The organism is Qipengyuania intermedia (assembly GCF_019711615.1).
GTDB lineage: Bacteria > Pseudomonadota > Alphaproteobacteria > Sphingomonadales > Sphingomonadaceae > Qipengyuania > Qipengyuania intermedia.
The window spans coordinates 673,181-696,593 of sequence record NZ_JAIGNS010000001.1 but is presented as its reverse complement, the minus strand read 5'-3'; the positions used below and the strand labels follow the sequence as shown (position 1 = coordinate 696,593).

Annotated in this window: 31 protein-coding genes; 18 read left to right on the top strand and 13 right to left on the bottom strand. The window is 61.8% G+C overall.

Features of this window, described 5'->3' with window-relative positions:
* Positions 1–44: 44 nt before the first annotated feature.
* Entirely contained in the window at positions 45–1,481 is a 1,437-nt protein-coding gene (locus K3179_RS03435) for an MFS transporter (protein ID WP_221562475.1), read from the bottom strand.
* Positions 1,481–2,341 carry an SDR family NAD(P)-dependent oxidoreductase gene (locus K3179_RS03430; protein ID WP_221562474.1) on the bottom strand — a complete coding sequence of 287 codons (861 nt, stop codon included), beginning with the start codon at positions 2,339–2,341 and terminating at the stop codon, positions 1,481–1,483. The genes K3179_RS03435 and K3179_RS03430 overlap by 1 nt, the downstream gene beginning before the upstream one ends.
* 179 nt (positions 2,342–2,520) lie before the next feature.
* Here K3179_RS03430 and K3179_RS03425 point away from each other — a divergent pair, with 179 nt between their 5' ends.
* Genes K3179_RS03425 through K3179_RS03415 form a run of 3 tightly spaced genes read left to right on the top strand, consistent with a single transcriptional unit; the run spans position 2,521 to position 5,666 of the window.
* Complete coding sequence (locus K3179_RS03425) at positions 2,521–3,702, top strand: acyl-CoA dehydrogenase family protein (RefSeq protein WP_221562473.1); 1,182 nt, start codon at positions 2,521–2,523, stop codon at positions 3,700–3,702.
* 3 nt (positions 3,703–3,705) lie between these two features.
* Entirely contained in the window at positions 3,706–4,845 is a 1,140-nt protein-coding gene (locus tag K3179_RS03420; RefSeq protein ID WP_221562472.1) for an acyl-CoA dehydrogenase family protein, read from the top strand.
* Positions 4,846–4,859: 14 nt separating this feature from the next.
* Complete coding sequence (locus K3179_RS03415; protein ID WP_221562471.1) at positions 4,860–5,666, top strand: SDR family oxidoreductase; 807 nt, start codon at positions 4,860–4,862, stop codon at positions 5,664–5,666.
* Between the two features lie 82 nt (positions 5,667–5,748).
* On the opposite strand, the gene K3179_RS03410 is transcribed toward K3179_RS03415, so the two are convergent.
* The 8 genes from K3179_RS03410 to K3179_RS03375 form a co-directional block, all read right to left on the bottom strand.
* Positions 5,749–6,333 (bottom strand): JAB domain-containing protein, encoded by a 585-nt coding sequence (locus K3179_RS03410; RefSeq protein WP_221562470.1) that lies wholly within the window; start codon positions 6,331–6,333, stop codon positions 5,749–5,751.
* 5 nt (positions 6,334–6,338) lie between these two features.
* The gene (locus tag K3179_RS03405) at positions 6,339–6,770 is read right to left on the bottom strand and encodes a hypothetical protein (protein WP_221562469.1); all 432 of its coding nucleotides are present in this window, start codon (positions 6,768–6,770) and stop codon (positions 6,339–6,341) included.
* A 35-nt stretch (positions 6,771–6,805) separates the two neighbouring features.
* Entirely contained in the window at positions 6,806–7,132 is a 327-nt protein-coding gene (locus tag K3179_RS03400) for a hypothetical protein (protein ID WP_221562468.1), read from the bottom strand.
* Between the two features lie 44 nt (positions 7,133–7,176).
* Entirely contained in the window at positions 7,177–7,683 is a 507-nt protein-coding gene (locus tag K3179_RS03395) for a response regulator transcription factor (protein ID WP_221562467.1), read from the bottom strand.
* Between the two features lie 110 nt (positions 7,684–7,793).
* Positions 7,794–8,540, bottom strand: coding sequence for a helix-turn-helix domain-containing protein (locus tag K3179_RS03390; RefSeq protein ID WP_221562466.1), 747 nt, complete (start codon positions 8,538–8,540; stop codon positions 7,794–7,796).
* 14 nt (positions 8,541–8,554) lie between these two features.
* Positions 8,555–9,202, bottom strand: a complete 648-nt coding sequence (gene gmk / locus K3179_RS03385) for a guanylate kinase (protein ID WP_221562465.1) — start codon at positions 9,200–9,202, stop codon at positions 8,555–8,557.
* A 51-nt stretch (positions 9,203–9,253) separates the two neighbouring features.
* Positions 9,254–9,694 (bottom strand): hypothetical protein, encoded by a 441-nt coding sequence (locus tag K3179_RS03380; protein WP_221562464.1) that lies wholly within the window; start codon positions 9,692–9,694, stop codon positions 9,254–9,256.
* 37 nt (positions 9,695–9,731) lie between these two features.
* Positions 9,732–10,232 (bottom strand): SspB family protein, encoded by a 501-nt coding sequence (locus K3179_RS03375; RefSeq protein WP_090477681.1) that lies wholly within the window; start codon positions 10,230–10,232, stop codon positions 9,732–9,734.
* 113 nt (positions 10,233–10,345) lie between these two features.
* Here K3179_RS03375 and hisB point away from each other — a divergent pair, with 113 nt between their 5' ends.
* From hisB to K3179_RS03300, 15 genes are all read left to right on the top strand, one after another.
* Positions 10,346–10,939, top strand: coding sequence for an imidazoleglycerol-phosphate dehydratase HisB (hisB, locus tag K3179_RS03370; protein WP_090477685.1), 594 nt, complete (start codon positions 10,346–10,348; stop codon positions 10,937–10,939).
* Positions 10,932–11,558, top strand: a complete 627-nt coding sequence (gene hisH / locus K3179_RS03365; protein ID WP_221562463.1) for an imidazole glycerol phosphate synthase subunit HisH — start codon at positions 10,932–10,934, stop codon at positions 11,556–11,558. Before hisB ends, hisH begins: the two co-directional genes overlap by 8 nt.
* Positions 11,555–12,283 carry a 1-(5-phosphoribosyl)-5-[(5-phosphoribosylamino)methylideneamino]imidazole-4-carboxamide isomerase gene (gene hisA, locus K3179_RS03360; RefSeq protein ID WP_221562462.1) on the top strand — a complete coding sequence of 243 codons (729 nt, stop codon included), beginning with the start codon at positions 11,555–11,557 and terminating at the stop codon, positions 12,281–12,283. Before hisH ends, hisA begins: the two co-directional genes overlap by 4 nt.
* Positions 12,280–12,504 carry a hypothetical protein gene (locus tag K3179_RS03355; protein ID WP_221562461.1) on the top strand — a complete coding sequence of 75 codons (225 nt, stop codon included), beginning with the start codon at positions 12,280–12,282 and terminating at the stop codon, positions 12,502–12,504. The genes hisA and K3179_RS03355 overlap by 4 nt, the downstream gene beginning before the upstream one ends.
* Positions 12,501–13,274 (top strand): imidazole glycerol phosphate synthase subunit HisF, encoded by a 774-nt coding sequence (gene hisF, locus K3179_RS03350; protein ID WP_221562460.1) that lies wholly within the window; start codon positions 12,501–12,503, stop codon positions 13,272–13,274. Before K3179_RS03355 ends, hisF begins: the two co-directional genes overlap by 4 nt.
* A gap of 18 nt (positions 13,275–13,292) precedes the next feature.
* On the top strand, positions 13,293–13,607 hold the full coding sequence (locus K3179_RS03345; RefSeq protein ID WP_160596253.1) for a phosphoribosyl-ATP diphosphatase: 315 nt from the start codon (positions 13,293–13,295) through the stop codon (positions 13,605–13,607).
* Positions 13,607–13,984 carry a histidine triad nucleotide-binding protein gene (locus K3179_RS03340; RefSeq protein ID WP_221562459.1) on the top strand — a complete coding sequence of 126 codons (378 nt, stop codon included), beginning with the start codon at positions 13,607–13,609 and terminating at the stop codon, positions 13,982–13,984. Before K3179_RS03345 ends, K3179_RS03340 begins: the two co-directional genes overlap by 1 nt.
* Positions 13,985–14,082: 98 nt before the next feature.
* Positions 14,083–14,538, top strand: a complete 456-nt coding sequence (locus K3179_RS03335; RefSeq protein ID WP_221562458.1) for a YbgC/FadM family acyl-CoA thioesterase — start codon at positions 14,083–14,085, stop codon at positions 14,536–14,538.
* Positions 14,535–15,233 carry a protein TolQ gene (gene tolQ, locus K3179_RS03330; protein ID WP_221562457.1) on the top strand — a complete coding sequence of 233 codons (699 nt, stop codon included), beginning with the start codon at positions 14,535–14,537 and terminating at the stop codon, positions 15,231–15,233. The genes K3179_RS03335 and tolQ overlap by 4 nt, the downstream gene beginning before the upstream one ends.
* A 1-nt stretch (position 15,234) precedes the next feature.
* On the top strand, positions 15,235–15,711 hold the full coding sequence (locus K3179_RS03325; protein ID WP_221562456.1) for an ExbD/TolR family protein: 477 nt from the start codon (positions 15,235–15,237) through the stop codon (positions 15,709–15,711).
* Between the two features lie 9 nt (positions 15,712–15,720).
* Positions 15,721–16,521, top strand: coding sequence for an energy transducer TonB (locus K3179_RS03320; RefSeq protein WP_221562455.1), 801 nt, complete (start codon positions 15,721–15,723; stop codon positions 16,519–16,521).
* Positions 16,518–17,903, top strand: a complete 1,386-nt coding sequence (gene tolB / locus K3179_RS03315; protein ID WP_221562454.1) for a Tol-Pal system beta propeller repeat protein TolB — start codon at positions 16,518–16,520, stop codon at positions 17,901–17,903. Before K3179_RS03320 ends, tolB begins: the two co-directional genes overlap by 4 nt.
* An 81-nt stretch (positions 17,904–17,984) precedes the next feature.
* On the top strand, positions 17,985–18,500 hold the full coding sequence (pal, locus tag K3179_RS03310; RefSeq protein WP_090477722.1) for a peptidoglycan-associated lipoprotein Pal: 516 nt from the start codon (positions 17,985–17,987) through the stop codon (positions 18,498–18,500).
* A 166-nt stretch (positions 18,501–18,666) separates the two neighbouring features.
* Positions 18,667–19,200, top strand: a complete 534-nt coding sequence (locus K3179_RS03305) for a J domain-containing protein (RefSeq protein WP_221562453.1) — start codon at positions 18,667–18,669, stop codon at positions 19,198–19,200.
* A 95-nt stretch (positions 19,201–19,295) separates the two neighbouring features.
* Complete coding sequence (locus K3179_RS03300) at positions 19,296–19,577, top strand: PilZ domain-containing protein (protein ID WP_221562452.1); 282 nt, start codon at positions 19,296–19,298, stop codon at positions 19,575–19,577.
* Positions 19,578–19,585: 8 nt separating this feature from the next.
* Here the strand turns inward: K3179_RS03300 and K3179_RS03295 are convergent, their stop codons facing one another.
* The 3 genes from K3179_RS03295 to K3179_RS03285 form a co-directional block, all read right to left on the bottom strand.
* Positions 19,586–20,476 (bottom strand): ATP-grasp domain-containing protein, encoded by an 891-nt coding sequence (locus tag K3179_RS03295; RefSeq protein WP_247712782.1) that lies wholly within the window; start codon positions 20,474–20,476, stop codon positions 19,586–19,588.
* Between the two features lies 1 nt (position 20,477).
* Positions 20,478–21,791 (bottom strand): cystathionine gamma-synthase family protein, encoded by a 1,314-nt coding sequence (locus tag K3179_RS03290; protein WP_221562451.1) that lies wholly within the window; start codon positions 21,789–21,791, stop codon positions 20,478–20,480.
* 144 nt (positions 21,792–21,935) lie between these two features.
* The gene (locus K3179_RS03285; protein ID WP_221562450.1) at positions 21,936–23,345 is read right to left on the bottom strand and encodes an SLC13 family permease; all 1,410 of its coding nucleotides are present in this window, start codon (positions 23,343–23,345) and stop codon (positions 21,936–21,938) included.
* Positions 23,346–23,413 lie beyond the last annotated feature (68 nt).

Genomic DNA, 23,413 nt, shown 5'->3' with positions numbered 1-23,413 from the left:
GTTGCGAAACTGGCAGAGCGAGCCAGCCGCGCCAAGGGGGAAATTCACGGAACCGAAGTGCCCGCGTCGATATCTCCGCGCGCCACGGCATCCAATGCGGCGATGCGCGCTTCATGCTGGGCACGGTCGATCGGAAAACGGCCGAGCCAATAGGCTGCGACGAATGCCAGCACGACCATCGCACCGCCGTAGAGCAGCAGCATCTCGCTCAGCACTTCGAAGGAAACCGAGCCGGGGCGTGCGTTCTCCGGCATTTGTGCGGCGCTGATAATCTGGCCGGTCAGCAAGATGCCGACGCCGGTCGCGCATTTCTGGACGAACCAGTTGCCTGCGTAAAAACTGCCTTCCGCGCGGCGCCCGGTGCGTTCTTCGTAAGCTTCCACGATTTCTGCGATCATCGAGGATCCCGATATCATGACGACGATGCCGAACAGGTTGGCGAACACGAGGAAGGCGAACACCAGCGTGGTCGACATTGCGGTACCCGGCTCCGGCCAGAAGCCGAGCAGGAACAGGGTGTATGGTGTGAGGCCAAGGACCATCGAGGTTATCGAACCGATGACGGCGCTTTTCGGCTTGCCCCAGTCGCGGTGCATGGGGCCGACAACGAAGAACATCATCACGACGCTGACGAACAGCACGATAGGATAGATGATGAGCTCGACCCGGTCGAACTGCCAGACGAACAGATTGACGTAGTTCGTGATCGAAAAGGTCATGCCCTGGCTGACGTAGGCGGCCAGCCCGCCAGCTACGAAAATGAGGAAGGCGCGTTCGGAGAAAGCATCGCGGATCTCGTCGAAACTGCCCTTGATGCTGAATGGCTCGGGGCGCTTTTCGGGCAGCTTGGCGACGAGATAGTGCTGGCCGAGGGCAGAGCCGACAACCGAAACGAACATCAGCCCGGCCCCGAACAGGCCGAACATGCTGTAGCCGCCCGCTTGCAGCATCCCGTCCTGCCCCGGCATGAAAACCGTGTAGGCGAGGAGCATCATGATGATGCCGCCGATCCAGCCCGACAGGTAACGATAGCGAAACAGCGTGGTACGCTCATCGTAATCGGCGGTAATCTCGGGCACGAGGCTGACCGAGGGTACCTCGCAGGCGGAGAGCAGCACTCTCACGACAACAGCGATGCCCAGCAATTCCCAGAAACTGGGTGTGCCGTCGATGACCGGATTCCACAGTACGGCCCATGCCAGCGCTAACGGAAGCGCGGCAGTGTAGAGCCAAGGTAATCTCCGACCCCAACGCGTATATGTGCGGTCGGACAGATTCCCGAGGACTGGGTCGATCACGGCGTCGAACAGCAGCGCTGCGCCTAGCGCCAGGCTGACCATTCCGGCATCCATGCCCAAGACCTGGTTGTAGAATATCAGCAGGAAAAAGCTGAACCCGCTGTCCTTTACACCGAAGGCGACCGCGCCGAAGCCGTGAATGAATTTCAGCCTCTGGGGCAGGGGGCCGTCGACGAACGCCATCAGTTCGTCCGGCCCTCCTTCTCCATGGCCTCGAGCGCTTCGAACATTCCCGGCGTTTCGGGGTCCCAGCTGTGCCGCGGACCCAGGGTGATGCCACCATCGACAACGATGGACGCACCGGTGATGAACTCCGCCGCCTCGCTGGCGAGGAAGGCAACGGTGCCGGCAATATCGCGCGGCTGACCGCCGCGTGCGACGGGCTGGGCATGGGAGGACATCTGCGCGATGACCTGCTTGGCCATGCGCTCTGCCTCGCCGGTGAATTCGAGCGAGCTGGTAAAGATGTTCGTATTGATGAAGCCCGGCTGCACCGCGTTTACCCGGATGCCGTATTGGGCAAGATCGGTCGCCGCGCACTTGGTCAGGTGAAGCACGCCCGCCTTGGCGACAGCATAGGCGGTCGGCGAATAGCCTGGACCGACCGCGGCAACGCTCGACACGTTTACGATGCTGGCGCCCTTGCGGCCCTTCATGTGCGGGACGGCGTAGCGGATGCCCATGGCGACCGATCGCATCAGGAGATCGAAGGTGCGGTCCCATTCATCGGGCTCGATCTCGTCGATCGGCGCACGCGCGCCGCCGGCACCGGCGTTGTTGAACACGACATCGATCCCGCCGGTCTCCTTGGCGGCGTGATCCATGAGCGCCTTGATGTCGGAGGGGTCGCACACATCGCAGCGCACGAAGCGGATGTCGTCCGCGCTGCCCGCGACGAGTTCGGCCCCGCCATCCTCGTCGATATCGGATGCGAAAACGATCGCACCTTCGCTGGCAAACAGACGTGCGGCGTCTGCCCCGATGCCCGATGCGGCACCGGTAATGACAACGGTCTTGCCGGAGAATCGCCGGGACTCGGCCATGCTCTCTCTCCTCGTTTTCCTCGCCTTTCAGCTTAGGCGTGCCATGCCTGCCGTCAACGTAATCCGGCTGACGCTACGGCATGGCGCTTCACCGTGATCGCCCTTGCGGCGCGCCGCCGAATCACCCTAACGTAAACGTCAAGTCGCAAGACGAGAGAGAACCAGAGAGGAGCCCCGATATGTCGGATCACGAAGCGTTCCGCGCCGAAGTGCGCGAATGGCTCGAAGCCAATTGTCCGCCCGAAATGCGCCAGCCCGTAAAGGATGAAGACGACGTCTATTGGGGCGGCCGCCATGCCACTTTCAAGAACGACGCGCAGAAGGCTTGGTTCGAGGCCTGCCGCGACAAGGGCTACACTGTGGCCGAATGGCCAGAGGCCTATGGCGGTGCCGGTCTGACACCGGCCGAAGGCAAGATCCTGCGCCAGGAAATGTCGCGGATCGGTGCTCGTCCACCGCTTTCGAGCTTCGGTATCTGGATGCTCGGCCCGGCGCTGCTGAAATTTGGCACCGAAGGGCAGAAACAGAAATTCCTCAATGAAATCGCCCGCGGCGAAATCCGTTGGTGCCAGGGTTATTCCGAACCGGGCAGCGGCTCCGACCTCGTGTCCATGCAGACCTTCGGCGAGGACAAGGGTGATCACTGGATCGTCAATGGCCAGAAGATCTGGACCTCCTATGCCGATGAAGCGGACTGGATTTTCTGCCTCGTCCGCACGGACAAGGAAAATAAGTACCAGGGCATCACCTTCATGCTGTTCGACATGGCGAGCGAAGGCGTCTCGACCAAGCCGATCAAGCTGATCAGCGGCAACAGCCCGTTCTGCGAAACCTTTATGGACGATGTGAAAGTGCCCAAGTCGTATGGCGAGGACATCCCCGGATACGTCGGCGAAATCAATCGCGGCTGGGACGTGGCGAAGTACCTGCTCGGCCACGAACGCGAGATGATCTCGGGCGCCGGCGGCGGCGATCGCACCGCGGCCATCGGTGCGGCGATGAAGCGCATGAGCGGTGAACTCGACGCAGTGCTGCGGGCAGAATTGGCCATGTTCGACGTCGACGCGCTGGCCTATTCGGCCATGGGCGAGAAATTCCTCGACGAGATGAAGGCCGGCAAGGGCCATCCAGCACAGCCCAACATGATGAAATATGTCGGGACGGAACTGAACAAGACGCGCCACGAATTGATGATGGCGGCTGGCGGCAGCAGGGCCCTGGAATGGGAAAGCGAGGAAACGCGTGGCGGCAAGCCCGCGCGCAACTGGCTCCGCACCAAGGCCAATTCCATCGAGGGCGGCACGAGCGAAGTCATGCTCAACGTCATTTCCAAACGCATTCTCGACCTGCCGGGAGCCTGATCCATGCCGCTTTATCACGACGACGACCAGGCCATGCTGGCCGAAACCGCAAGCCAGTTCATGGCCGAAGAAGGTGCGATCGCAAAACAGCTGCGCCACTGGCGCGACCGCGACTGCAAGGACGGCTTCGGCCACGGCTTGTGGAAGCAGTTTGCCGAAATGGGCTTCACCGGCATGCTGGTGAGCGAAGACGATGGCGGGCTCGGAATGGGCAGCTATGAAGCGGGCATCGTGCTCGAGGAAATCGGGCGCAATCTTACGCCATCGCCCTTCCTTGCCAGTTCGGTGCTGGCGGCGACCGCGCTCAAGCACGCTGACAACAATGCGCGTGAGCGTTGGCTTCCCGGCCTCGTTTCCGGCGACCATGTCTACACAGTCGCCATCGATGAGGGTGCCAAGCATCGCCCCGAGACCATCAAGACCAGGGCGGAAAAGTCGGGCAACGGTTTCAAGCTGACCGGCCAGAAGGACTTCGTTCTCCACGGCGCTAGCTCCGACATGCTCGTCGTGGCGGCGCGCACCTCTGGCAGCGATGACGATGCGGACGGCATCACCCTGTTCGCGGTTCCGAAAGACGCTTCCAACGTGAGCCATGACGCAGTCCGCCTCGTCGATAGCTCTATGGCCACGCATACCAAATTCGACGGTGTGGAGCTGGATGGCGATGCCGTGATTGGTGAAGTCGATGGGGGCCGCGAGATCCTCAACGCCATGCTGACTGCAGGCCGCATCGGTGCCGCCGCCGAAGGCGTCGGCGTCGCCAGCGGGGCGATGGACATGACCGTCGATTACCTCAAACAGCGCAAGCAGTTCGGCAAGCTTATTGGCGAATTCCAGGCTTTGCAGCACCGTGCAGCGCATCTCTATTCCGAAGTGGAGATCGCCCGCGCGGTCACGATGAAGGCAGCCCAGCTTCTCGACGGCGGAAGCGAGAAAGCCGATCTGATGGCTTCGGTTGCGAAGGCAAAGGTTGCCAAGGCTGCAGGCCTCGCCGTCAAGGAAGGTGTGCAGATGCACGGCGGGATCGGCATGACCGACGAATATGACATCGGCCTCTACATGAAGCGTGATCGCGCGCTGCAGGAATTCCTCGGCGACATGTACTACCACGCAGGCCGCGTGGCCGACATGAGCGGCTATTGAGCGGGAGAGAGACAATGACACTCGAAGATATGTTCAGCCTCAAGGGCCGCAACGCGCTGGTCACCGGCGGCAGCCGCGGCATCGGTCGCATGATCGTCGAAGGCTTTCTCGCTGCAGGATGCGAGCGGGTCTACATCACTGCGCGCAAGGGCGGTGAATTGCACGAAACTGCCGAAGAACTGGGCGAGCGGGTCGTTCCGATCCAGGGCGACATCTCGACGCTGGAAGGCATCGATGAACTGGTGGCGGAAATCTCCGGCCGGGAAACCAAGCTGGATATCCTCGTCAATAATGCAGGGGCCGCATGGGGCGCCGACTACCTCGACTTCCCGGAAGAGGGGTGGGACAAGGTCATGGACCTTAATGTGAAGACACCGTTCTTCCTGACCCAGCGCCTGCACAAGCTGCTGACTGCCGAGGCCAGCCAGGACAAACCGGGCAAGGTCATCAATATCGCCAGCATCGACGGCCTAAGGATCAATCCGTGGGAGACGTATTCTTATCAGGCATCGAAGGCTGCGCTGATCCACCTGACGCGCCGCATGGCCGCACGGTTGGTAAAAGATCATGTCTATGTGACCGGCATCGCTCCGGGCGCATTCCCGTCGAATATGAACAAGGTCGCGCGCGACCATGCCGAAGCGAGCGCTGCGGGTATCCCGAACAAGCGCGTCGGAGATAAGTTCGATATGGGCGGCAGCTGCGTTTACCTCGCCAGCCGCGCGGGCGACTATACGGTAGGCGAAACGATCGCGGTCGATGGCGGGATCGTGAACGCGCACCTGCCGACGCATTTTGCCGATCCGGCAGGTGGCCGCTGACTATACGATCGTACCGACACAAAATCGGGGGCAGTCGAAATGTTTCGATTGCCCCCGAATTGTTTTTGCCCAACCGCGAAAGCTAGCCGAGCATCCCCAATGTGCGCATGCTGGTGATATCCGCGGCGCCGATGATCAGATGATCTTCGAGCTTGATGCCGAGGCTTCTCGCATAATCATCCAGTCGCTTGGTGCTTGCGACATCGTTATCGCTAGGGTGCGCGCATCCGGACGGATGGTTGTGGGCGATAATCATGCGTTTCGCATCGCGCTTGAGCGCCTTGGTGAAAAGTTGCCGCAAGGACAGGCGCAATTGCCCCTTGTCGCCTTCGGCCACCAGTTCCTGCGACAGTATCCGTCCGCGGGAATCGGCGAAAATCGCCACCATGCGCTCTGTCTCTAGCCGGCTCATCGAATCGAAAAGCTTTTGGCGCAGTTCGCTCCTCGTTTCGGTAATCGGCTCGCTCGTGACAGGCTCGTCGCGAGCCAGACCCAGGCGCACCAACCAGCGAGCGATAATCATTCCGAGCGTCCAGCGCTGGGAACATACCGGCCCCTTGGACCCTTGGCCGTGATCCGCCGGAGAATGGAGCGATACAACCGGGCTGAACTGACTGAGCAGCTGCTCCGCCGCACTTCCCGGATCGGGATGGCGACCCTCGAGCATATGCGTCAGTCGGTCGAGGCGGTTCTCGCCCGGCTCGCGTGCAAGTACGTTCCCAGGCCCGTCAGACCGATTGCGATCCAGTACGGCCAGCGTTCCATAATGGCGTACACCAGCGGATGAAGATCGGCGTCCAGCGCGCGCAACAGATGCGCGAGGACGGAGAGTAGCTGAACCCCACTTACCCATAGCGGCCACCACCTGTCAGCGCGCAAGGCGACGATGAGAATGAGGGCGAAGCCGGTGCAGTCGAATACGACGCGATACCAAGGGATTTCGTCATAGTCCGTCCACCATCCGACAAGAACGCCGTAGAGAGTGTTCGCGGCCAGCATCCCCAGGAGAACCAGCGCGATATGCCGTTCCGGCCTTCCGCCCTTTCTCAGGGCGAAAAGGACGACGAGAAGGATCAGCGCGACTTGCAGCAGGAACCTGGACATTCATGCGCGCTGACCGATCTCGTTCGAAAAAGCAATCAGCCGGCATTTGCGGCCACGCCCGTGGTGAAGAAATCACGGTCGGGACAGGTCGGCTCTTCAGGGCCATTCACTTCGCGGGCGATATCCGCGAGCTGGCCATGGACCCGCATCGCGTCGGACTGGGCGGCGAGGAGACCCTCTACGAGCTTCCCCATGCGCAGTAGGGCGGCCTGGCTTGCTTGCGGGGTGGCATCGACATCACGCTGTGCCATTGCTGCAGTGTGCATCAGGGACAACGTCTGGATGAGCGCGTCGGAAACAGCGCTTTCGGTTGATTGCATCTGGCGGGTGAGCCGGGCGGTTGCGGAGTTACGGTCAAGCATTGCGATCCTCGTTTTGGCATCGAACTGCCGGGGATCGTTGACCGTTAGCTGAGCAGGTCCCCCAGGGCATTGCCTGCCGCTGCCACCAGCACGAATGCTGCTGCAGCAAGGAAGGCGGCCATGAGGACCAGCAAAAGTCGCCAGCCCACGCTCAGATCAGACGGTCTGATCCCCGACCGCAGCCGGCGAGCCTGGCTCTCTCGTGTTAAATGCGACCCGAAGACCAGAGCATCGCCAAAGACAAGCGTTTCACCTGTCGACTGCGTGCCTTCTTCTGGCCCTGATTCCGGATCGGTTTCGACGGTGAACGGGTCACCGGTGATTGAATGACACCTTTCGTCCCACTCGCGAAACTCGCGAACCAGCCTCTGGCGAGGCATGGCATCGAGTTGCGAACGTACGGCATCGATCCGCTTGTCCACCGAATGAGGGGAGATTTCGAGTTCGCGTGCGATTTCCTTCGACGTGAAACCTCGCGCGGCAAGGTCCAGCGCTTCGCGCTGCTTGTCGGTCAGTTGGTCGAATACCTCGTATGATTCTTGATGAACCATCGTCCTTGACCATAGCTTCTTCCCTGCCCGGCGCAAATACGCAGAACACAGAGAAAGCGATGGAACCGGTGTTCAGGTTCCCGACGTGAAATCTTAAAATACCGGCTCGTTTATTTGATGAAGTAGCCGACTACGCCCCAGCGGCCCTCTTCCAGGCTCATGACGACAGTCTCCGTCGTGCCGCTCGCTTGTGCAAAATCGGTTCCGAACGTGACGATCATATACTGGCCCTCAGGCGCGCCGGGCAAAGCGGAGTGAGCCGAAACGGTCTTGATCTGGCGCGACACAAGCGCGCCTAGCGGTTCGCGCACGGGGGCCGCCTGGGCTTCCCAGGCTTCGGCCGTCACCGCGGACTGGAACATCGGTCCGGCCTGGGCCCAGCTTTCCGCATAGTCGCCGTTGTCGATCAGACGCACCCAGTTGCGCGCCGCAGTCTCGATGACCGCGTCCTGCGCGCTTATCTCGGTGTCGGACTGGGCGGCTTCGGTCGTTCCGGCGGAAGAAAGAATAAGTGCGGCTGCGATGGCTGCTGCGATCATGAGAAAACCTCCGATTATCCAGGGGAGGTATGACCTTGCCCCCGGCTGTTGCGATGGAGTTGGAGTATCCACATCCGCAGCCGCAGGGTGCATCCCCATTTGTTCGGTCCCAAGTCTGGAGGGGGGTTGCGCATCCGTATCCCCCAAGATTCGCGCGGCCTCCCGGCTGGTGGAGACCCCAAGTTTCTTGCGTGCCTCGCGCAGGTAGTCGTTGACGGTGTGCACCGACAGGTCGAGCTCGATGGCAATGGACTTGGCAGTGTGGCCGGCAAGCAACAGGCGGAGAACTTCGCGCTCGCGGTCGGTAAGGCTTGCCACTCCGCCCGGCATGGTCAGCTCATCAATTCACGCACAAAAGGAATGAGCCCGGTCTGGCGCTGGCGCTTCATGCGTTCGGCGTCGAGGATTTCGCGAACCTTCGCAAAACACGCATTCACATCCTCATTGATGACCACGTAGTCATAGGCGTCCCAGTGGCTGATTTCCGCCCGCGCGCGCTCCATGCGCGCATCGATTACCGTCTTGTCGTCCTGCGCTCGCGCTTCGAGGCGGCGGCGCAGTTCGGCGATGCTGGGCGGAAGTATGAAGACGCGTACGACGTCCTGCTGGTCCTTCTGGTAGAGCTGCTGCGTACCCTGCCAGTCGATATCGAAAAGGAAATCCTGTCCGTCTTTCAGCGCGGCACGGATACGACCTTTGGGAGTGCCGTAGCGATAGCCGAAAACGGTCGCCCACTCGTAGAAATCGTCTTCCTCGACCATGCGGTCGAACTCGGCATCATCCACGAAATAATAATGCACACCGTCCCTTTCGCCGGGACGCGGCGGACGCGTCGTCACACTGACCGAAAGCTTTATCTCGTCATCCGCTTCGAGCAGCATGCGGGAGATCGTCGTCTTTCCCGCCCCGCTCGGGGAGGAAAGGATGAACATGAGCCCGCGTCGAGCGAGCGCTTCCTGTGCTGGTGTGGAATCGGCCATGCGCGCTGTTGGCGCATCTCGCGGGCAATGATCAAGCCCGCGAGCGAGAAATCACACGGCGCTGTCTTCCTTCGCTTGCTTGCGAAGCACTTTCTGACCCGACCGGCGAGCCTTTCGCCGTGACTGGCTCCTGTCGAAGAGAACCTTCAGGGCAAGGGCCGAGGAGACCGCAATCGCGCCGGGCACAGACTTGGTTGCGACTTTGGTCACGCCATAGGCTGCCAGCGTGTGGACGATAGACCGGTTCTCGACCGCGTCCTTGGCGAACTGGCTGCCGTATTGACGCCCAAGTACCATCTTTTCGACCGTCAGCCGCGAAAGGCGCCCGACGCTGCGAAGCAGGATGTCGTTGATGATCAGATTGGTCGACGGGTTGGAGCTTGGCCCCGGTACCGGATCGTCCTGCGACGGATTGCTGTCGGTCGCCTTCTCGAGCGCATCAGCCGCGCGATCGGTGATGTGGTTCGGTTTTTTCTTGCTGGAAAAGCCCATGTCCTGCCCCTTGCTGGCGCGGGATATGGCCGCGCCTCTATTTCTTGCGGCCGAAATCGACCGTGACGACATTGGAGCCGTCTTCTGCACCTTCAACGGGCGCACCCTCGGCCTGTTCCTCATCATTGCCGGCCGGGTCGGTCGGGGCAGGGGCCATATCGGCCACGGTCGCCTGGAACTGAAGCCCGAAGTCCACTGCCGGATCAACGAACTGCGTGATGGCGGAATAGGGAATGTCGAGGGCGGCGGGGATCTGGTTGAAAGACAGGCCGACGCTGAAGCCATCTTCCCGCACATTCAGGTCCCAGAACTTGTTCTGCAGGACGATGGTCATCTCGTCCGGGAAGCGTTCCCGCAGGCTGTCGGGGATCGATACGCCCGCAGCGTGGGTCTTGAAGGTGATATAAAAGTGGTGTGCACCCGGCAGTTCGCTGCCGCCCGCTTCGATTTCACCGAGTACGCGGCCGACCACGGCGCGCAGGGCTTCCTGTACGATCGTGTCGTAGGGAATAAGGCTGTCGGGCGTCTCGTCGCTCATGCGCCCCTAGGTGATACTCCGCGGCCCTTGGGTCAAGCGGTTTAAGCCTGTGTTTGCCGCCCGCGTAGCTGCATTTTCTTGCGCGTAGCGGTGGCTCGCCTATAGCGCGGGCCATGCGAACAGGCCGTATCGAACGAAACACCGCCGAAACGAAAATCCTTGTCGAGGTCGATCTCGACGGGACCGGCTCCTACGATATCTCCACCGGTATCGGGTTCCTCGACCACATGGTCGAACAGTTTTCGAAGCATTCGCTTATCGACGTCACCATGAAGGTCGACGGCGACCTTCATGTCGATCAGCACCATACCACCGAAGACAGCGCGCTGGCACTGGGGCAGGCGCTTGCCCAGGCGCTTGGCGACAAGGGCGGGATCGCGCGATACGGTAGCGCCTATTCGCCGATGGACGAAACGCTGGCACGCGTCGCGCTCGACATTTCCGGGCGTCCCTATTTCGTGTGGAAAGCGGGTTTCAGCCAGGAAAAGCTGGGTGAATGGGATACCGAGCTGATCGAACACTGGTTCCACTCTGTCGCGCAGACTTGCGGCCTGACGCTGCATATCGAACTGCTCTACGGCACCAACAACCACCATATTTGCGAAAGCATTTACAAGGGCTTCGCCCGCGCAATGCGGATCGCCTGCGAAATCGACCCCCGCAAGGGTGGGGCAATCCCGAGCACGAAAGGGCAGTTGGGTGGCTGAGGTGATCGCCCTCGTCGATTACGGCGCGGGTAACTTGCATTCGGTCGAGAACGCACTGCGCAAGGTCGGGGCAAAGGTCACGGTAACTGCCGATCCCGACGTGCTGCGCGCGGCCGACCGGATCGTCTTGCCGGGCGTTGGCAGTTTCGGTGCCTGTGCAGCCGGTCTGCGCGCCGAAGACGGAGTGATCGAGGCGATGCACGAGCGGGTGTTCGTCGGCGGGGCCCCCTTTCTGGGTATTTGCGTCGGCATGCAATTGCTGGCGACGCGCGGTCTCGAGCACGGCGAGACGCCCGGTCTGGACTGGATTGGCGGCGAGGTGCGCCTGATCCATCCGCGCGATGAAAGCGTGAAGGTCCCGCATATGGGCTGGAACGACGTCGCACTTACCCATCACGCCGAAGATCATGCAGTGGTCGAGGAAGGCGAGGCCTATTTCCTCCATTCCTATCACTTCCATGCCGACCGGGGCCGCGACGTGCTCGCGATGACCGACCACGGAGGCGGCCTCGTTGCGGCAGTCGGCCGGGACAACTTGCTTGGCGTGCAATTTCATCCCGAAAAGAGCCAGGGCTTTGGGCTCGGGCTCCTCACCCGTTTTCTTGAGTGGAAACCATGATCGTATTCCCCGCCATTGACCTCAAAGCGGGCCAGGTCGTGCGCCTTGCCGAAGGCGACATGGATCGTGCCACCGTTTACGGTGACGATCCCGCTGCTCAGGCAAAGATTTTCGCCGAAGCTGGCGCGGGCCACCTCCATGTGGTCGATCTCGACGGCTCTTTCGCCGGATCGGCGCAGAACCGTGCAGCCGTCGAACGCATCGTCGAGGCCTTCCCCGGCCATGTCCAGCTGGGCGGTGGCATCAGGCGGCGCGAAGATGTCGAAGGCTGGTTCGATGCGGGAGTTTCGCGCATTGTCATGGGATCGGCGGCGCTCAAGGACCCGGAATTCGTCAAGGACATGGCCCGCGAGTTCGAGAACGGCATCGTCGTCGCTGTCGACGCGAAAGACGGCATGGTCGCGACCGAGGGCTGGGCGGAAGTGTCCGATGTGCCGGTCGTGGACCTCGCCCGCCGGTTCGAGGATGCAGGTGTCGCCGCGCTGCTGTTTACGGATATAGGCCGGGACGGGCTTCTCAAGGGAGTCAACCTGGATGCGACCGTGGACCTTGCCCGACAGGTCGACATCCCCGTCATCGCCAGCGGCGGGGTGAAGGGGCTGGAAGACATCCACGTCCTCTCGCTCCATGCTAAGGAAGGCATCGAAGGCGTGATTACGGGACGTGCGCTCTATGACGGGCGGCTGGATTTGGCGGCAGCGCTGGCAATGGCGGCGCGGGCGTGATCCTCTTCGGCATTCTATTGACCGTCATTGCCGCGGCCCTGTTCCTTGGGCAATCGCGCATCGTTTTGAGAGCGTGGCAGGAGCAAACGGCAGGCCGGAGAAATCCGGCCCAGCGAACCGAGGAGCCGGCTAGGTTTTTCCTCAATTTCGGATTCGAAGTTTTTCTCATGCTTATTGCCCTCTGGTATATCTCAGGCGTGGTCTGGAGCTGGCTCTCATGACCGTTCGTATCCGCGTCATACCCTGCCTCGACGTGCGCGACGGGCGTGTGGTGAAGGGGGTCAACTTCGTCGATCTCAAAGACGCAGGCGATCCGGTGGAGCAGGCGCAGGCCTATGACCGTGCGGGCGCGGACGAACTTTGCTTTCTCGACATTTCCGCCAGTCACGAGGGACGCGGAACGCTGCTCGACATGGTGCGACGCACCGCTGCTGTTTGCTTCATGCCGCTAACCGTCGGTGGCGGCGTGCGAAGCGTTGAGGACGCGCGCGCCCTGCTGCTCGCGGGCGCAGACAAGGTGGCGGTCAATTCCGCGGCTGTCTCCCGCCCCGAACTCGTGCGCGAGATTGCCGAAAAATTCGGGAGCCAGTGCGTGGTCGCCTCCGTCGATGCGCGTGCGAAGACCGAAGGCGAAGGCTTTCGCGGCTGGGAAATCTATACTCATGGCGGGCGCAAGCCGACCGGCATCGATGCGGTCGAACACGCGCAGAAGCTCGCGGAACTGGGCGCAGGCGAATTGCTCGTCACCTCGATGGACGGTGACGGAACGAAGCAGGGTTACGACCTCGAACTCACCCGTGCGATCGCGGACAGCGTCTCGGTGCCGGTAATCGCCAGCGGCGGTGTCGGAACACTCCAGCACCTGGTCGACGGGGTGACCGAAGGCCATGCGAGTGCCGTGCTGGCAGCGTCGATCTTCCATTTCGGACAACACACCGTCGCCGAAGCTCACAGCGCCTTGCGTGCTGCGGGCTTGCCTGCACGCGGCTGATCGGTGCAGGAGGGCCTCATGGAAACCCTGACCCGTCTCGAAGCGACAATTGCAGAACGCCGCAAGGCCGATCCCAAGTCGAGCTATGTTGCGCAGCTCTCGCATCGCGGAACGCCCGTCATGGCGCGCAAGCTTGGCGAAGAAGCAGTGGAAGCCTGCGTGGCAGCGCTCTCCGGCAGCCGCGAGGAGCTGGTCGGCGAAGCTGCCGATGTGATCTTCCACCTGATGGTGCTGCTCGCCGACAAGGGCGTCTCGCTCGAAGAGGTCATGGCCGAGCTCGACCGTCGCGAAGGCGTCTCCGGGCTCGACGAGAAAGCCAGCAGGAGTACGTGATGCCGATCGACCCGACCTTGCCCTATGACGACGACAATATCTTCGCGAAGATCCTGCGCGGCGAAATTCCGTCGACCAAGGTCTATGAAGACGAATGGGCTTTCGCTTTCGAGGACATCAACCCCCAGGCCGAAGTGCACACGCTCGTCATCCCCAAGGGACGCTACGTCAGCTGGGACGATTTCAGCGAGCGGGCGAGCGATGAGGAAATCGGCGGTTTCGTCCGTGCAGTCGGCAAGGTCGCCCGCGACAAGGGATTGGTAGAGCCGGGCTACCGGATGATGGCCAATATCGGCGCGCATGGCGGGCAGGAAGTACCCCATCTCCACGTGCATATTTTCGGCGGGCAGACGCTGGGGCCGATGATCGCGCGATAGATTTCGTCGCGCGGGAATCTCGTTTCACCCCCGTTCATGTAAAACAGACGAATTGCCGCTTTGCCGCGAATCCTCGCTGCGCTAGAGCGCCGTCATAAATGTCACTGCCCAATTTCCCCGACGGTGTAATTCAAGGCGACCGGCATCTTTATGCCGTGCGCGCCTATTACGAGGACACGGACCTCTCGGGCATCGTATATCACGCGAATTACCTGCGCTGGTTCGAGCGCGCGCGCTCCGATTTGCTGCGCCGCCTCGATATCGACCAGCGTGCCGCTATCGAGAGCAGCGAGGGCGCCTACGCCCTCTCGGAGGTGAATCTCAAATATCTCCGCCCGGCCAAGCTCGACGACGACGTCCTTATAGAGACGCGCTGCACCGAGCTCAAAGCCGCCTCTTGCCGGATGCACCAGAAGGCATTCAGGGGCGATGAACTTCTTGCCGAGGCACATTTGCGCGTCGGCTTCATTTCATTGGAAGGGCGGCCGAAACGCCAGCCCGACGAATGGCGCGCGGCATTCGCGCGTTTTACAGGAACACCAGAGGACCGATGATCACACTCGATACGCTTGCTGCGGCTGCTCCTACCCGGCTCGACCCCATCCAGCTTTTCCTCGATGCCGATATCGTGGTGCAGCTTGTCATGCTGGGCTTGATCCTGGCGAGCATCTGGGTCTGGACCATCATCGTATCGTTTTCCCTGCGCATGAAGACCATGCGTCGCCGCACTCGGAAGTACGAACAGGATTTCTGGCAGGCCGAGAATTTCGATCGCTTCATGTCCGAGCGGGGGAACAAGGACGTCCCGTCTGCCCGCGTCGCCCAGGCAGCTGTCGGCGAATGGCGCAAGTCGACGAAAAGCGAGATACGCGACCGCGAAGGGCTGCGCAGTCGCATCGCCACGGCCATGGAAAGCCAGGTCGCTCTCGAAGCCGACGATATTGCGGAGCGGCTTAACTTTCTCGCCACAGTAGGCGCTGTCGCACCCTTCGTCGGCCTGTTCGGCACGGTGTGGGGCATCATGAACAGCTTCTTCCAGATCGGCGCGCAGGAAAGCTCCTCGCTGGCCGTGGTCGCCCCCGGTATTTCCGAAGCGCTTTTCGCAACGGCGATCGGCCTTTTTGCGGCAATTCCGGCAGTGATCGCATACAACCGCTTCAGCCATTCGGTCGAACGGTTCGAAGCCGGCCTACACCGTTTCTCTGACCGACTTTACGCGACCTTCAGCCGCCAGCTGGAGCAGCGCTGATATGGCGATGAGCCTCGCCTCCTCCAAGGGATCGCGGCGCGGTAGGGGGCGTTCGCGCCGTCCCATGTCGGAAATCAACGTGACGCCGTTCGTGGACGTCATGCTCGTCCTGTTGATCATTTTCATGGTCACTGCACCGCTGCTGACCGCAGGTGTGCCGATCCAGCTGCCGGACAGCCGCGCCAATGCTCTCCCGCAGGAAGCGCAGCAGGTTTCGATCAGCATAGATTCCGAAGGATACGTCTATATCGACGATACCCAGATCGCTGTCGGCGGCCTCCCTGCCGCGCTGGAAAATATACCGCGCCAGGGAGAGGGTCCCGACATCACCCTGCGAGCCGACAGGTCGCTCGATTACGGGCGGGTCATGGCCGTTATGGGCGAACTGAACCGCGCAGGCCTCAACCGCATTTCGCTGGTCACGAATGGCGGCCAGGCCAGTGCGCCGGTCAATTCCGGTTCATCCGGCGAGGAATAGCCAGCGTTTATGGAGAGGATAGGCATCAGGACCGAGGAACGCACCGGGCTGCTGATTGCGGTCGGGCTTCACCTCGCCCTGCTGGCGGCGCTGCTTGTGCAGGCGTTGATGCCCGCCGCCGAGATTCCGCGGACTGAACGTATGACAGTGAGCCTGGCGGAGGACGTCGGGCTGGAGGCTACGGCACCAGAACCCGTGCCGGAAAGCCGTGCCGCCATTGCGCCCGAACTGTCGGACAGCCCTGCGCCTGCTCCCGAGATGCTCGAGGCACCGGACACACCGCAAGTCGACCGGCCAACGCCGCGCGTGCAGCCGAATCCGGCACCGGCGCGTGAAACTCGGCCCCAGCCCCGGCGGGAGCAACCGCGGGAGCAAACCCAGCCTCGCCGTACCGAACGTTCCGGTGGATCGCGGGTGGGCGACAATTTCCTGGCTGGCGCGGGGGACAGCACCACGACCAACGAGACGCGCGTCCCTGCATCACAGATCGGCGCCAGCGCCAAGGCGTCGCTGGTCCAGCGCATCTCGCGCGAAATCAAGCCGCACTGGCAGCCACCCAGCGGCCCGGAAGTCGAGCAGATCACGACCTTCCTCAGGTTCCAGCTCAACCCCGACGGAAGCCTTGCTGGCAGGCCCACCGTCGTCCGCCAGACCGGGGTCAACGATACCAATCGCGCGCAAGCCGGCCGCCATGGCGAGCAAGCCATTCGCGCCGTACAGCTGGCCGCGCCGTTCGAATTGCCCGAAGAATACTATGAGGCCTGGAAGGTGGTTGGACCCTTCGGCTTCGACTGGAGACTTGCCCAATGAAATACCTAGTTCTGATCCCGCTCGCACTCTTCGCTGCTCCGCTTGCGGCGCAGAACCAGGACCTCGGCGAACCGATGCAGGAAGGCCAGGCGGTCGAAACCATCGAAGAAGAGGGCGGGCTGACCGGATCGGTCAGCTTCGAAGGCAATCTCGACGACCTCGGTATCGCCATTCCGGCGTTTGCCACCGACCGCGATGTGGCGACGCCTGCAAATGCAAACGGTACGGCGGCGCTCGGTGTGGAACTTGCACGGGTCATCACCTCGAACCTGCGCAACAACGGGCTGTTCAAGCCGACGGGCCCCGATTCCCTTCCGACGCCAGCATTTGCGAACATTACCTCGCCGAACTGGGCGACCTGGTCGACCCGCGGCGCGGAAATGCTGGTCCACGGCTATGTCCGTGCGCGCAGCGACAATCGCCTGACCGTAGGCTGCTATCTCTACGACATGGCCCTGCAGGACCGGCTGGTCGCAGAAGGCTGGGTGGTTGCGCCTGCAGACTGGCGCCGTGCAGCGCACAAATGCGCAGATCTCGTCTATTCGCGCCTGACTGGAGAAAGTCCGTTCTTCGACAGCCGTATCGCCTACATCGCCGAAACGGGCCCGAAGGATAATCGTACCAAGCGTCTCGCCATCATGGATAGCGACGGGGCCAACCACCGGTTCATCACGACGGGCCGTTCGACCGCGCTGACCCCGCGTTATTCGCCGGATTATCGCCAGCTGGTCTATCTCAGCTATGTCGACGGCAATCCGCGCATCTACGTCTACGACATTGGAACGGGCCGGCAGACACTAGTCACGCAGAGCGACAATCCGACCTTTGCACCGCGGTGGAGCCCCGATGGACGCTATATCCTCTATTCCATGGCAGTCGGCGGTAACACCGACATCTACCGTGTCTCGGCCAGTGGCGGCCGCAGCGAGCGTCTGACAGACGCGCCGGGCATCGACATCGGCGGATCGTTTTCCCCCGACGGCAGCAAGATCGTCTTCGAAAGCGACCGTTCGGGAAGCCAGCAGATCTACGTCATGGATGCGGACGGCTCCAACCAGCGACGCCTGTCTTTCTTCGGTGGACGCTCCGCTACGCCGGAATGGAGCCCGCGCGGCGATCAGATCGCCTTCACGCATATTGCAGGTGATTTCAACGTGGCGGTCATGAACCCGAGCGGGCGTGGCTTCCGCAAGCTGACCCGCGGCTGGCAGGACGAAGCGCCGACCTGGGCACCCAATGGCCGCATCATCCAGTTCTTCCGGACTGAACGCAACAGCGGGCGCACCTCGCTGTGGCAGGTGGACCTCACCGGAGAAAACGAGCGCAAGCTGCCGACGCCGGTGGATGCGTCCGATCCGGCTTGGGGACCGATCCTGCCGTAAATGCATTTGAGTAAGCGTGGGGGCGCCATTCAATCGGGGGCAAACCGATTGCAACAAGCTGTTTTACAAAGGGGACAGCCAATGAATACACGTATTGCCACTGCCGCCGTGTTGAGTTCTGCACTGGCCCTTGCTGCCTGTCAGAAGAAAGCACCCGAAGAACTGCCGCCGCCGCCCGAAGATGTGACGACGACCACGCCGACGACCACTACGCCTGCCGGCCCGACTGTCGGCAGCATGGAGCACTTCCTCGCTGCGGTCGGCCAGATGAATACGGTCGTCTATTTCGACACCGATCGCTACAACATCGATGCGGAAGACTCTGCCAAGTTGCAGCGCCAGGCGCAGTATTTCAGCCAGTATCCGAGCGTCACCTTCACGATCGAAGGACACACCGACGAGCGCGGTACGCGAGAGTACAACCTCGCCTTGGGCGAGCGTCGGGCAAACGCGGCAAAGAACTATCTCGTCAGTGTCGGCATTCCTGCCAGCCGCATCCGTACGGTTAGCTACGGCAAGGAACGCCCGGTTGCGCTCGGCTCGAACGAATCTGCATGGGCGCAGAACCGCCGTGCAGCGACGGTGACCATCAACTGATTATGAGGTTGCGGCGGGCTGGAGCGAGAAAGCTTCCCGGCCCGCCCGATCCTCATCAAGTCAAATTCCAAGGGAAGGCATTTTGCGCCAGCCGTTGCGAAACTGGCCAGCTTACCTAGATTGACGTCCATGTCCGCTCGTTCAACTTTTCTCGTGCCTGTCGCCCATGCCTAAGGCACGGCGATCCAATGATTGGGGTTTCCCGAGGTGGCGCGGGTACGAGGCCAGCCGCGAAGCGGCCACGGTGCGCCTGTGCGACCGTCACGGTTGTGAGGAAGTGGGCGATTGTCCTGCACCCAAGGCACCGAACAGTCCGGAACGCTGGATGTTCTGCCAGGCCCATGCGGCCGAATATAACCGCAAATGGGACTATTTCGAAGGCCTCGACAAGGCCGAGAAAGAGGCACGCGCCAAGGCGGAAAAATCCGAAAATGCCGGCTATGCCGAAGCTCAGCATTACGGCTGGAGCGGGAGCGGCGATGGATCGAGATCGGCTGATGAAATGCGCGCGCTCGACGTGCTGGAACTCGAAGCCGATGCCGATTTTGCAGCAGTGAAGAAAGCGTTCAGGGCCAAGGCCAAGGAAGTTCACCCAGACGTGAAGCCGGGCGACGCGGATGCCGCAGCCGAATTCCAGAAATACTCGCTTGCCTACGAAGTCTTGAAATCCGCCGAAGATCGCCGCGAATGGAAGGGTTGAGCGTCCGCTAACTCCTTGAATTCGGGGCTTCCAATGGTGAAGCGCACGTTAATCCTTTATTGCTTTTTGTTAAATATAAGGTCGTGGAGACAGCCATGACCATGCAGCAACGCATCTTCGACCGGACGGCGAGCAACCTCGTCATCGACTGCATCGTGCTTCGTAAGCGCGAGCGGGCGATCATGTGCGACCTGTCTCAGAGCGGGTGCCGCATCGAGTTGTTCGACGGAGCTCCGCAACTTGGATCGACAGTGATTTTCGAACTCGACGATCGGCTGGCCTTTGCAGGTCAGGTGGTGTGGACGCGGGGTGGCGAAGCCGGCGTACAATTCACCAAACCGCTGCCGGCAAAAGTCATGGTAGCGCTCGAAATGTGAGGCGGCTGTCAGGGGAGTCTTGCCCTGATGGCTGCAGCCATGCGCTGGCCCAGCTCAGGCCCCTGTTCCGGGTAGTAATACGGCTCGATCATTTCCGCTTCCATTACCGCAAGGCTGCCTTCCGGTAGGCGCGCCATGTCGATACGGCAGTAGAGCGGCCGATCGAAGGGCAAGGCGGTCATCACCCTGCTTGCAGTTGCGAGGTCCGCGGGGGACGGCGTGAATTCACATTCATAACCACCGTAAAGCGATTGGATACGATACTCGCCCTCGGCAGCGCGCTTCAGAACCCCGTGGGAAAAAACACCGTCGATGAAGAAGAAGGTAAATTCTCCTTCGTCGACCACGCTCGGCAGGAACGGCTGTACCATGCAAGGGCGCCCCATCGTCCAATCATCTGGAGGCGGACTTGCGCGAGAAAAACTGAATTGGCCCAGCCCCCCGGCACCGACCCGGCGCTTGACCACGATCCGGTCGACCCCGAACCGATCAATCGCTCCCTCCACGCCGTCGGCATCGAGATCGCTGAGCCATAGTGTCGGCACGGTCATCGCACCTTGTGCAGCCAGATCCTGTAAATAACCCTTGTCCATATTCCAGCGAACAACCTGGGCGGGATTGTGGACAGCAACCCCCGAGGTTTCGAGCTGGTCGAGCTTCGTCAGGAATTCGTCGGGATGATCCTGGTAATCCCAGGCGGTCCCGAGGAGGACGAGGGGAATGCGGTCGAAATCGCCCAGCGGTGCGCGCCAGTCGATTTCAACCAATTCCAGTCCGGCCTCACCGAATGCCGGACGCAGCGCAGCCGTAACGAGATCGTGCTCGAATGCGTCGCCCCGACGCTCGCCTGCGCCCGGCAGCGTTTCCGCACAGGCAAGGAAGCCGATGCGTGTGGTCATTCTAGACTGCGTCCAGCGCCTGTTCGAAATCGGCGATCAGGTCGTCCGCGTCCTCGATACCGATCGAAATGCGCACAAGATTGTCGGAGATGCCCAATTCCGTACGGCGCCCCTCCGCAACCGAGAGATGCGTCATCGAAGCCGGATGGCTCGCCAGAGTCTCGGTCCCGCCGAGGCTGACAGCGAGCTTGGCGATCTTCAGCGCGTCGAGAAAACGGAAGCACTCCGCTTCGCCCCCCTTCAGCAGCAGCGAGAAAGTGCTGCCCGCACCCATGCAGTGCCGGTCGTAGATGTCCTGCTGGCGCGCGTCCTTGATCATGCCGAGGTAGCCCAGGCCTTCGACCTTCGGATGCTTGGCAAGGAAATCGCAGACCTTCTCGGCATTCTCGCCCGCACGCTGCATGCGCAGTTCGACGGTTTCCAGGCTGCGGCACAGCATCCAGGCCGTATTCGGATCACAGATGCCTCCCATGGTGTTGCGCAGCATGCGGATGGCGTCGATGAAGCGCTTCTTGCCCGACACGCTACCGGCGACGAGATCGGAATGTCCGCCGACATACTTGGTCAGCGAGTACACGACGAGATCGGCCCCATGGTCGAGCGGGCGCTGCCATAGCGGGCCGAGGAAGGTGTTATCGATCGCGATCGAGCAGCGGTCGGGATCGAAATGCGCATCGCGCGCTTCCCTGACCGCCTCGATGTCCACCAGAGCATTGGTCGGGTTACCCGGGCTTTCGAGGTAGATCATCGGCACTTCGCCGCCCTGTTCCTCGGCCATGGCCTTCGCCTTGGTCATAACCTCGTCGAGCTTTTCGCGGCTGGCGCCGGCGGGAAAATCGATGAAGGTGACACCGTATTTCGCCAGCGTCTTGGCAATGAAGCCTTCCGACGCAGCATAGAGCGGGCCGGAATGTACGATGACGTCACCGGCCTTGCAGGCAGCGAGAAGAAGGACGGCGATTGCAGTCATGCCGCTGGAGAAGGACAGAGCCTCTTCCGCGCCATCCCAGACTGCCAGCCGGTCCTCGAGAATTTCTTGGTTGGGCGCGTTGAAGCGCGAATAGACGAGGCCGTCCGCACCGCCCGGGCGTTTGCCTGTAATGCCTTCGAAATGCCGCTTGCCATCGGCTGCGCTGGGAAAGGCGAAGGTGGAGGTCAGGAAGATCGGGGCCTTCAGGCTGCCTTCCGACAAAGTCGGGTCGAAACCGTGCCCCATCATGAGCGTGCTGGGTTTCAGCGGGCGTCCGCCGACCTCCGGGATCTTGCGCTTGGGCGCCATGCGGGGGCTGGTGGGATCGATATCGTTGTCGCTCATGGGCGAGCATCCTTCCTGCAACGTCGCTCCCAGGAAGGCGGGAGCCGGTTTCGGGTCAAGCGGCACCCGCTCCTAACCTCCGCAGGAGCGCCTCTCCGCACGCCGTAGCAATAGGGCGTGGATTACGGAGCGTCGGGCGCCATTTCAAGCGACAAGGGTGGCCATTCCCCAAACCACGAAGACGATCATGAATATGCCGACCAAATCCAGCAGGATGCCTGCTTTCACCATTCGCTCGATCCTGATCCGCCCGGTCGCCCAGGCAATCGCATTGGGACCGGTCCCGGCCGGTAGCATGAAGCCCCAGCTGGCTGCGAGGGCTGCGGGCATGGCGAGGAGGACAGGATCGGCGCCCAGCGCGACCACCAGGCTTGCCACCACGGGTATGATCCCGCTTGCGGTCGCGACATTGCTGGCAAATTCAGTGATGAGGACAACCATCGCCACGATCGCCAGAGCGACCAAGATGAGCGGCCAGCTCTCGAGTGGCAGGAGTGCGTTGCCAAGCCAGTCGGCGAGCCCGCTGGCGGACATTCCCGCCGCAAGCGCTAAGCCGCCTCCGAACATCATGATCACGCCCCAGGGCGCCTTGTCTGCCTCTTCCCACTTCAGCAAGGAACGTCCCGTCCCGTCGGGCAGGAGGAACAGCAGCAGGCTCATGCCGATCGCGATAGTCCCGTCGGTCAGTGAACCTGCTGGAAGATAGGGGGCGATCCAGCGCTGGCCCATCCACAGGAGGAAGGTGACGGTGATCAGCGGCACGAGCCGTCGCTCCGCACTGGACCATGAAGTGTGCGTATCGATGGCGGCACGTGCGGCCTTGGTGTCGAAGGGATGGGCAGATACGCGCTGGACCCTGGCGATCAACCATGCGGCGACGGGAATGCCGAGGGCGACTACGGGAAGTCCGTAGAACGCCCAGTCCGCGAAAGTAATCCTTGTCCCTGTCAGGGTGTCGAGCAGCCCGACCGCGATGGCGTTGGTCGGCGATCCCACCAGCGTGCCGAGCCCGCCGATGCTTGCCGCGAAAGCGATACCCATCGGCAGGGCCCCGGCCAGCCCTTCCTGTTCGCTGTCGGCTAACCCTCCGCCTGCCAGTACGGCGACGGCCATCGGCATCATGATGAGCGCGGTGGAGGTATTCGAAATCAGCATCGAGAGGATGGCTGCAGTGATCATGAAGGCCAGCAGGACGCCGGTCTGGCTGCCGCTCCCGACCGCGCGCAGCAGGGCGAGGGCAAGGCGGCGATGCAACCCCGTCCGCTCGATCGCCAGCGCGATGAACGCTCCGCCGAGGATCAGGAACAGGATAGGCGAATAATAGGAACCGGCGGTAGCCTTCGCGTCCATCACGCCCGCGAACGGGAGGACGAGGAAGGGCATCAGCGCGGTGGCGGTAAGAGGCATGGCCTCGGTCATCCACCATGCCGCCATCAGGACGACGAGCCCTGCTACGACCCCGGCCTCGCGCGACATGCCGACCGGCAACGGCGCGAAGATGCCCGCAAGTAGCCCAACTGCCCCTGCGATCAATCCGATCTGTTTAGCGTTCAAACCATCCCTCCGCCCTCCGTGCTAACGGGAGCGGGGCATCTGGCCAAGGGCTTTGATATGTCGCGTGG

Excerpts from the sequence above, each read along its gene's own strand:
- K3179_RS03435 (WP_221562475.1), bottom strand. The coding sequence starts at position 1,481 with ATGGCGTTCGTCGACGGCCCCCTGCCCCAGAGGCTGAAATTCATTCAC.
- K3179_RS03430 (WP_221562474.1), bottom strand. The coding sequence starts at position 2,341 with ATGGCCGAGTCCCGGCGATTCTCCGGCAAGACCGTTGTCATTACCGGT.
- K3179_RS03425 (WP_221562473.1), top strand. The coding sequence starts at position 2,521 with ATGTCGGATCACGAAGCGTTCCGCGCCGAAGTGCGCGAATGGCTCGAA.
- K3179_RS03420 (WP_221562472.1), top strand. The coding sequence starts at position 3,706 with ATGCCGCTTTATCACGACGACGACCAGGCCATGCTGGCCGAAACCGCA.
- K3179_RS03415 (WP_221562471.1), top strand. The coding sequence starts at position 4,860 with ATGACACTCGAAGATATGTTCAGCCTCAAGGGCCGCAACGCGCTGGTC.
- K3179_RS03410 (WP_221562470.1), bottom strand. The coding sequence starts at position 6,333 with ATGCTCGAGGGTCGCCATCCCGATCCGGGAAGTGCGGCGGAGCAGCTG.
- K3179_RS03405 (WP_221562469.1), bottom strand. The coding sequence starts at position 6,770 with ATGTCCAGGTTCCTGCTGCAAGTCGCGCTGATCCTTCTCGTCGTCCTT.
- K3179_RS03400 (WP_221562468.1), bottom strand. The coding sequence starts at position 7,132 with ATGCTTGACCGTAACTCCGCAACCGCCCGGCTCACCCGCCAGATGCAA.
- K3179_RS03395 (WP_221562467.1), bottom strand. The coding sequence starts at position 7,683 with ATGGTTCATCAAGAATCATACGAGGTATTCGACCAACTGACCGACAAG.
- gmk (WP_221562465.1), bottom strand. The coding sequence starts at position 9,202 with ATGGCCGATTCCACACCAGCACAGGAAGCGCTCGCTCGACGCGGGCTC.
- K3179_RS03380 (WP_221562464.1), bottom strand. The coding sequence starts at position 9,694 with ATGGGCTTTTCCAGCAAGAAAAAACCGAACCACATCACCGATCGCGCG.
- K3179_RS03375 (WP_090477681.1), bottom strand. The coding sequence starts at position 10,232 with ATGAGCGACGAGACGCCCGACAGCCTTATTCCCTACGACACGATCGTA.
- hisB (WP_090477685.1), top strand. The coding sequence starts at position 10,346 with ATGCGAACAGGCCGTATCGAACGAAACACCGCCGAAACGAAAATCCTT.
- hisA (WP_221562462.1), top strand. The coding sequence starts at position 11,555 with ATGATCGTATTCCCCGCCATTGACCTCAAAGCGGGCCAGGTCGTGCGC.
- hisF (WP_221562460.1), top strand. The coding sequence starts at position 12,501 with ATGACCGTTCGTATCCGCGTCATACCCTGCCTCGACGTGCGCGACGGG.
- K3179_RS03345 (WP_160596253.1), top strand. The coding sequence starts at position 13,293 with ATGGAAACCCTGACCCGTCTCGAAGCGACAATTGCAGAACGCCGCAAG.
- K3179_RS03340 (WP_221562459.1), top strand. The coding sequence starts at position 13,607 with ATGCCGATCGACCCGACCTTGCCCTATGACGACGACAATATCTTCGCG.
- K3179_RS03335 (WP_221562458.1), top strand. The coding sequence starts at position 14,083 with ATGTCACTGCCCAATTTCCCCGACGGTGTAATTCAAGGCGACCGGCAT.
- tolQ (WP_221562457.1), top strand. The coding sequence starts at position 14,535 with ATGATCACACTCGATACGCTTGCTGCGGCTGCTCCTACCCGGCTCGAC.
- K3179_RS03325 (WP_221562456.1), top strand. The coding sequence starts at position 15,235 with ATGGCGATGAGCCTCGCCTCCTCCAAGGGATCGCGGCGCGGTAGGGGG.
- K3179_RS03320 (WP_221562455.1), top strand. The coding sequence starts at position 15,721 with ATGGAGAGGATAGGCATCAGGACCGAGGAACGCACCGGGCTGCTGATT.
- tolB (WP_221562454.1), top strand. The coding sequence starts at position 16,518 with ATGAAATACCTAGTTCTGATCCCGCTCGCACTCTTCGCTGCTCCGCTT.
- pal (WP_090477722.1), top strand. The coding sequence starts at position 17,985 with ATGAATACACGTATTGCCACTGCCGCCGTGTTGAGTTCTGCACTGGCC.
- K3179_RS03305 (WP_221562453.1), top strand. The coding sequence starts at position 18,667 with ATGCCTAAGGCACGGCGATCCAATGATTGGGGTTTCCCGAGGTGGCGC.
- K3179_RS03300 (WP_221562452.1), top strand. The coding sequence starts at position 19,296 with ATGACCATGCAGCAACGCATCTTCGACCGGACGGCGAGCAACCTCGTC.
- K3179_RS03295 (WP_247712782.1), bottom strand. The coding sequence starts at position 20,476 with ATGACCACACGCATCGGCTTCCTTGCCTGTGCGGAAACGCTGCCGGGC.
- K3179_RS03290 (WP_221562451.1), bottom strand. The coding sequence starts at position 21,791 with ATGAGCGACAACGATATCGATCCCACCAGCCCCCGCATGGCGCCCAAG.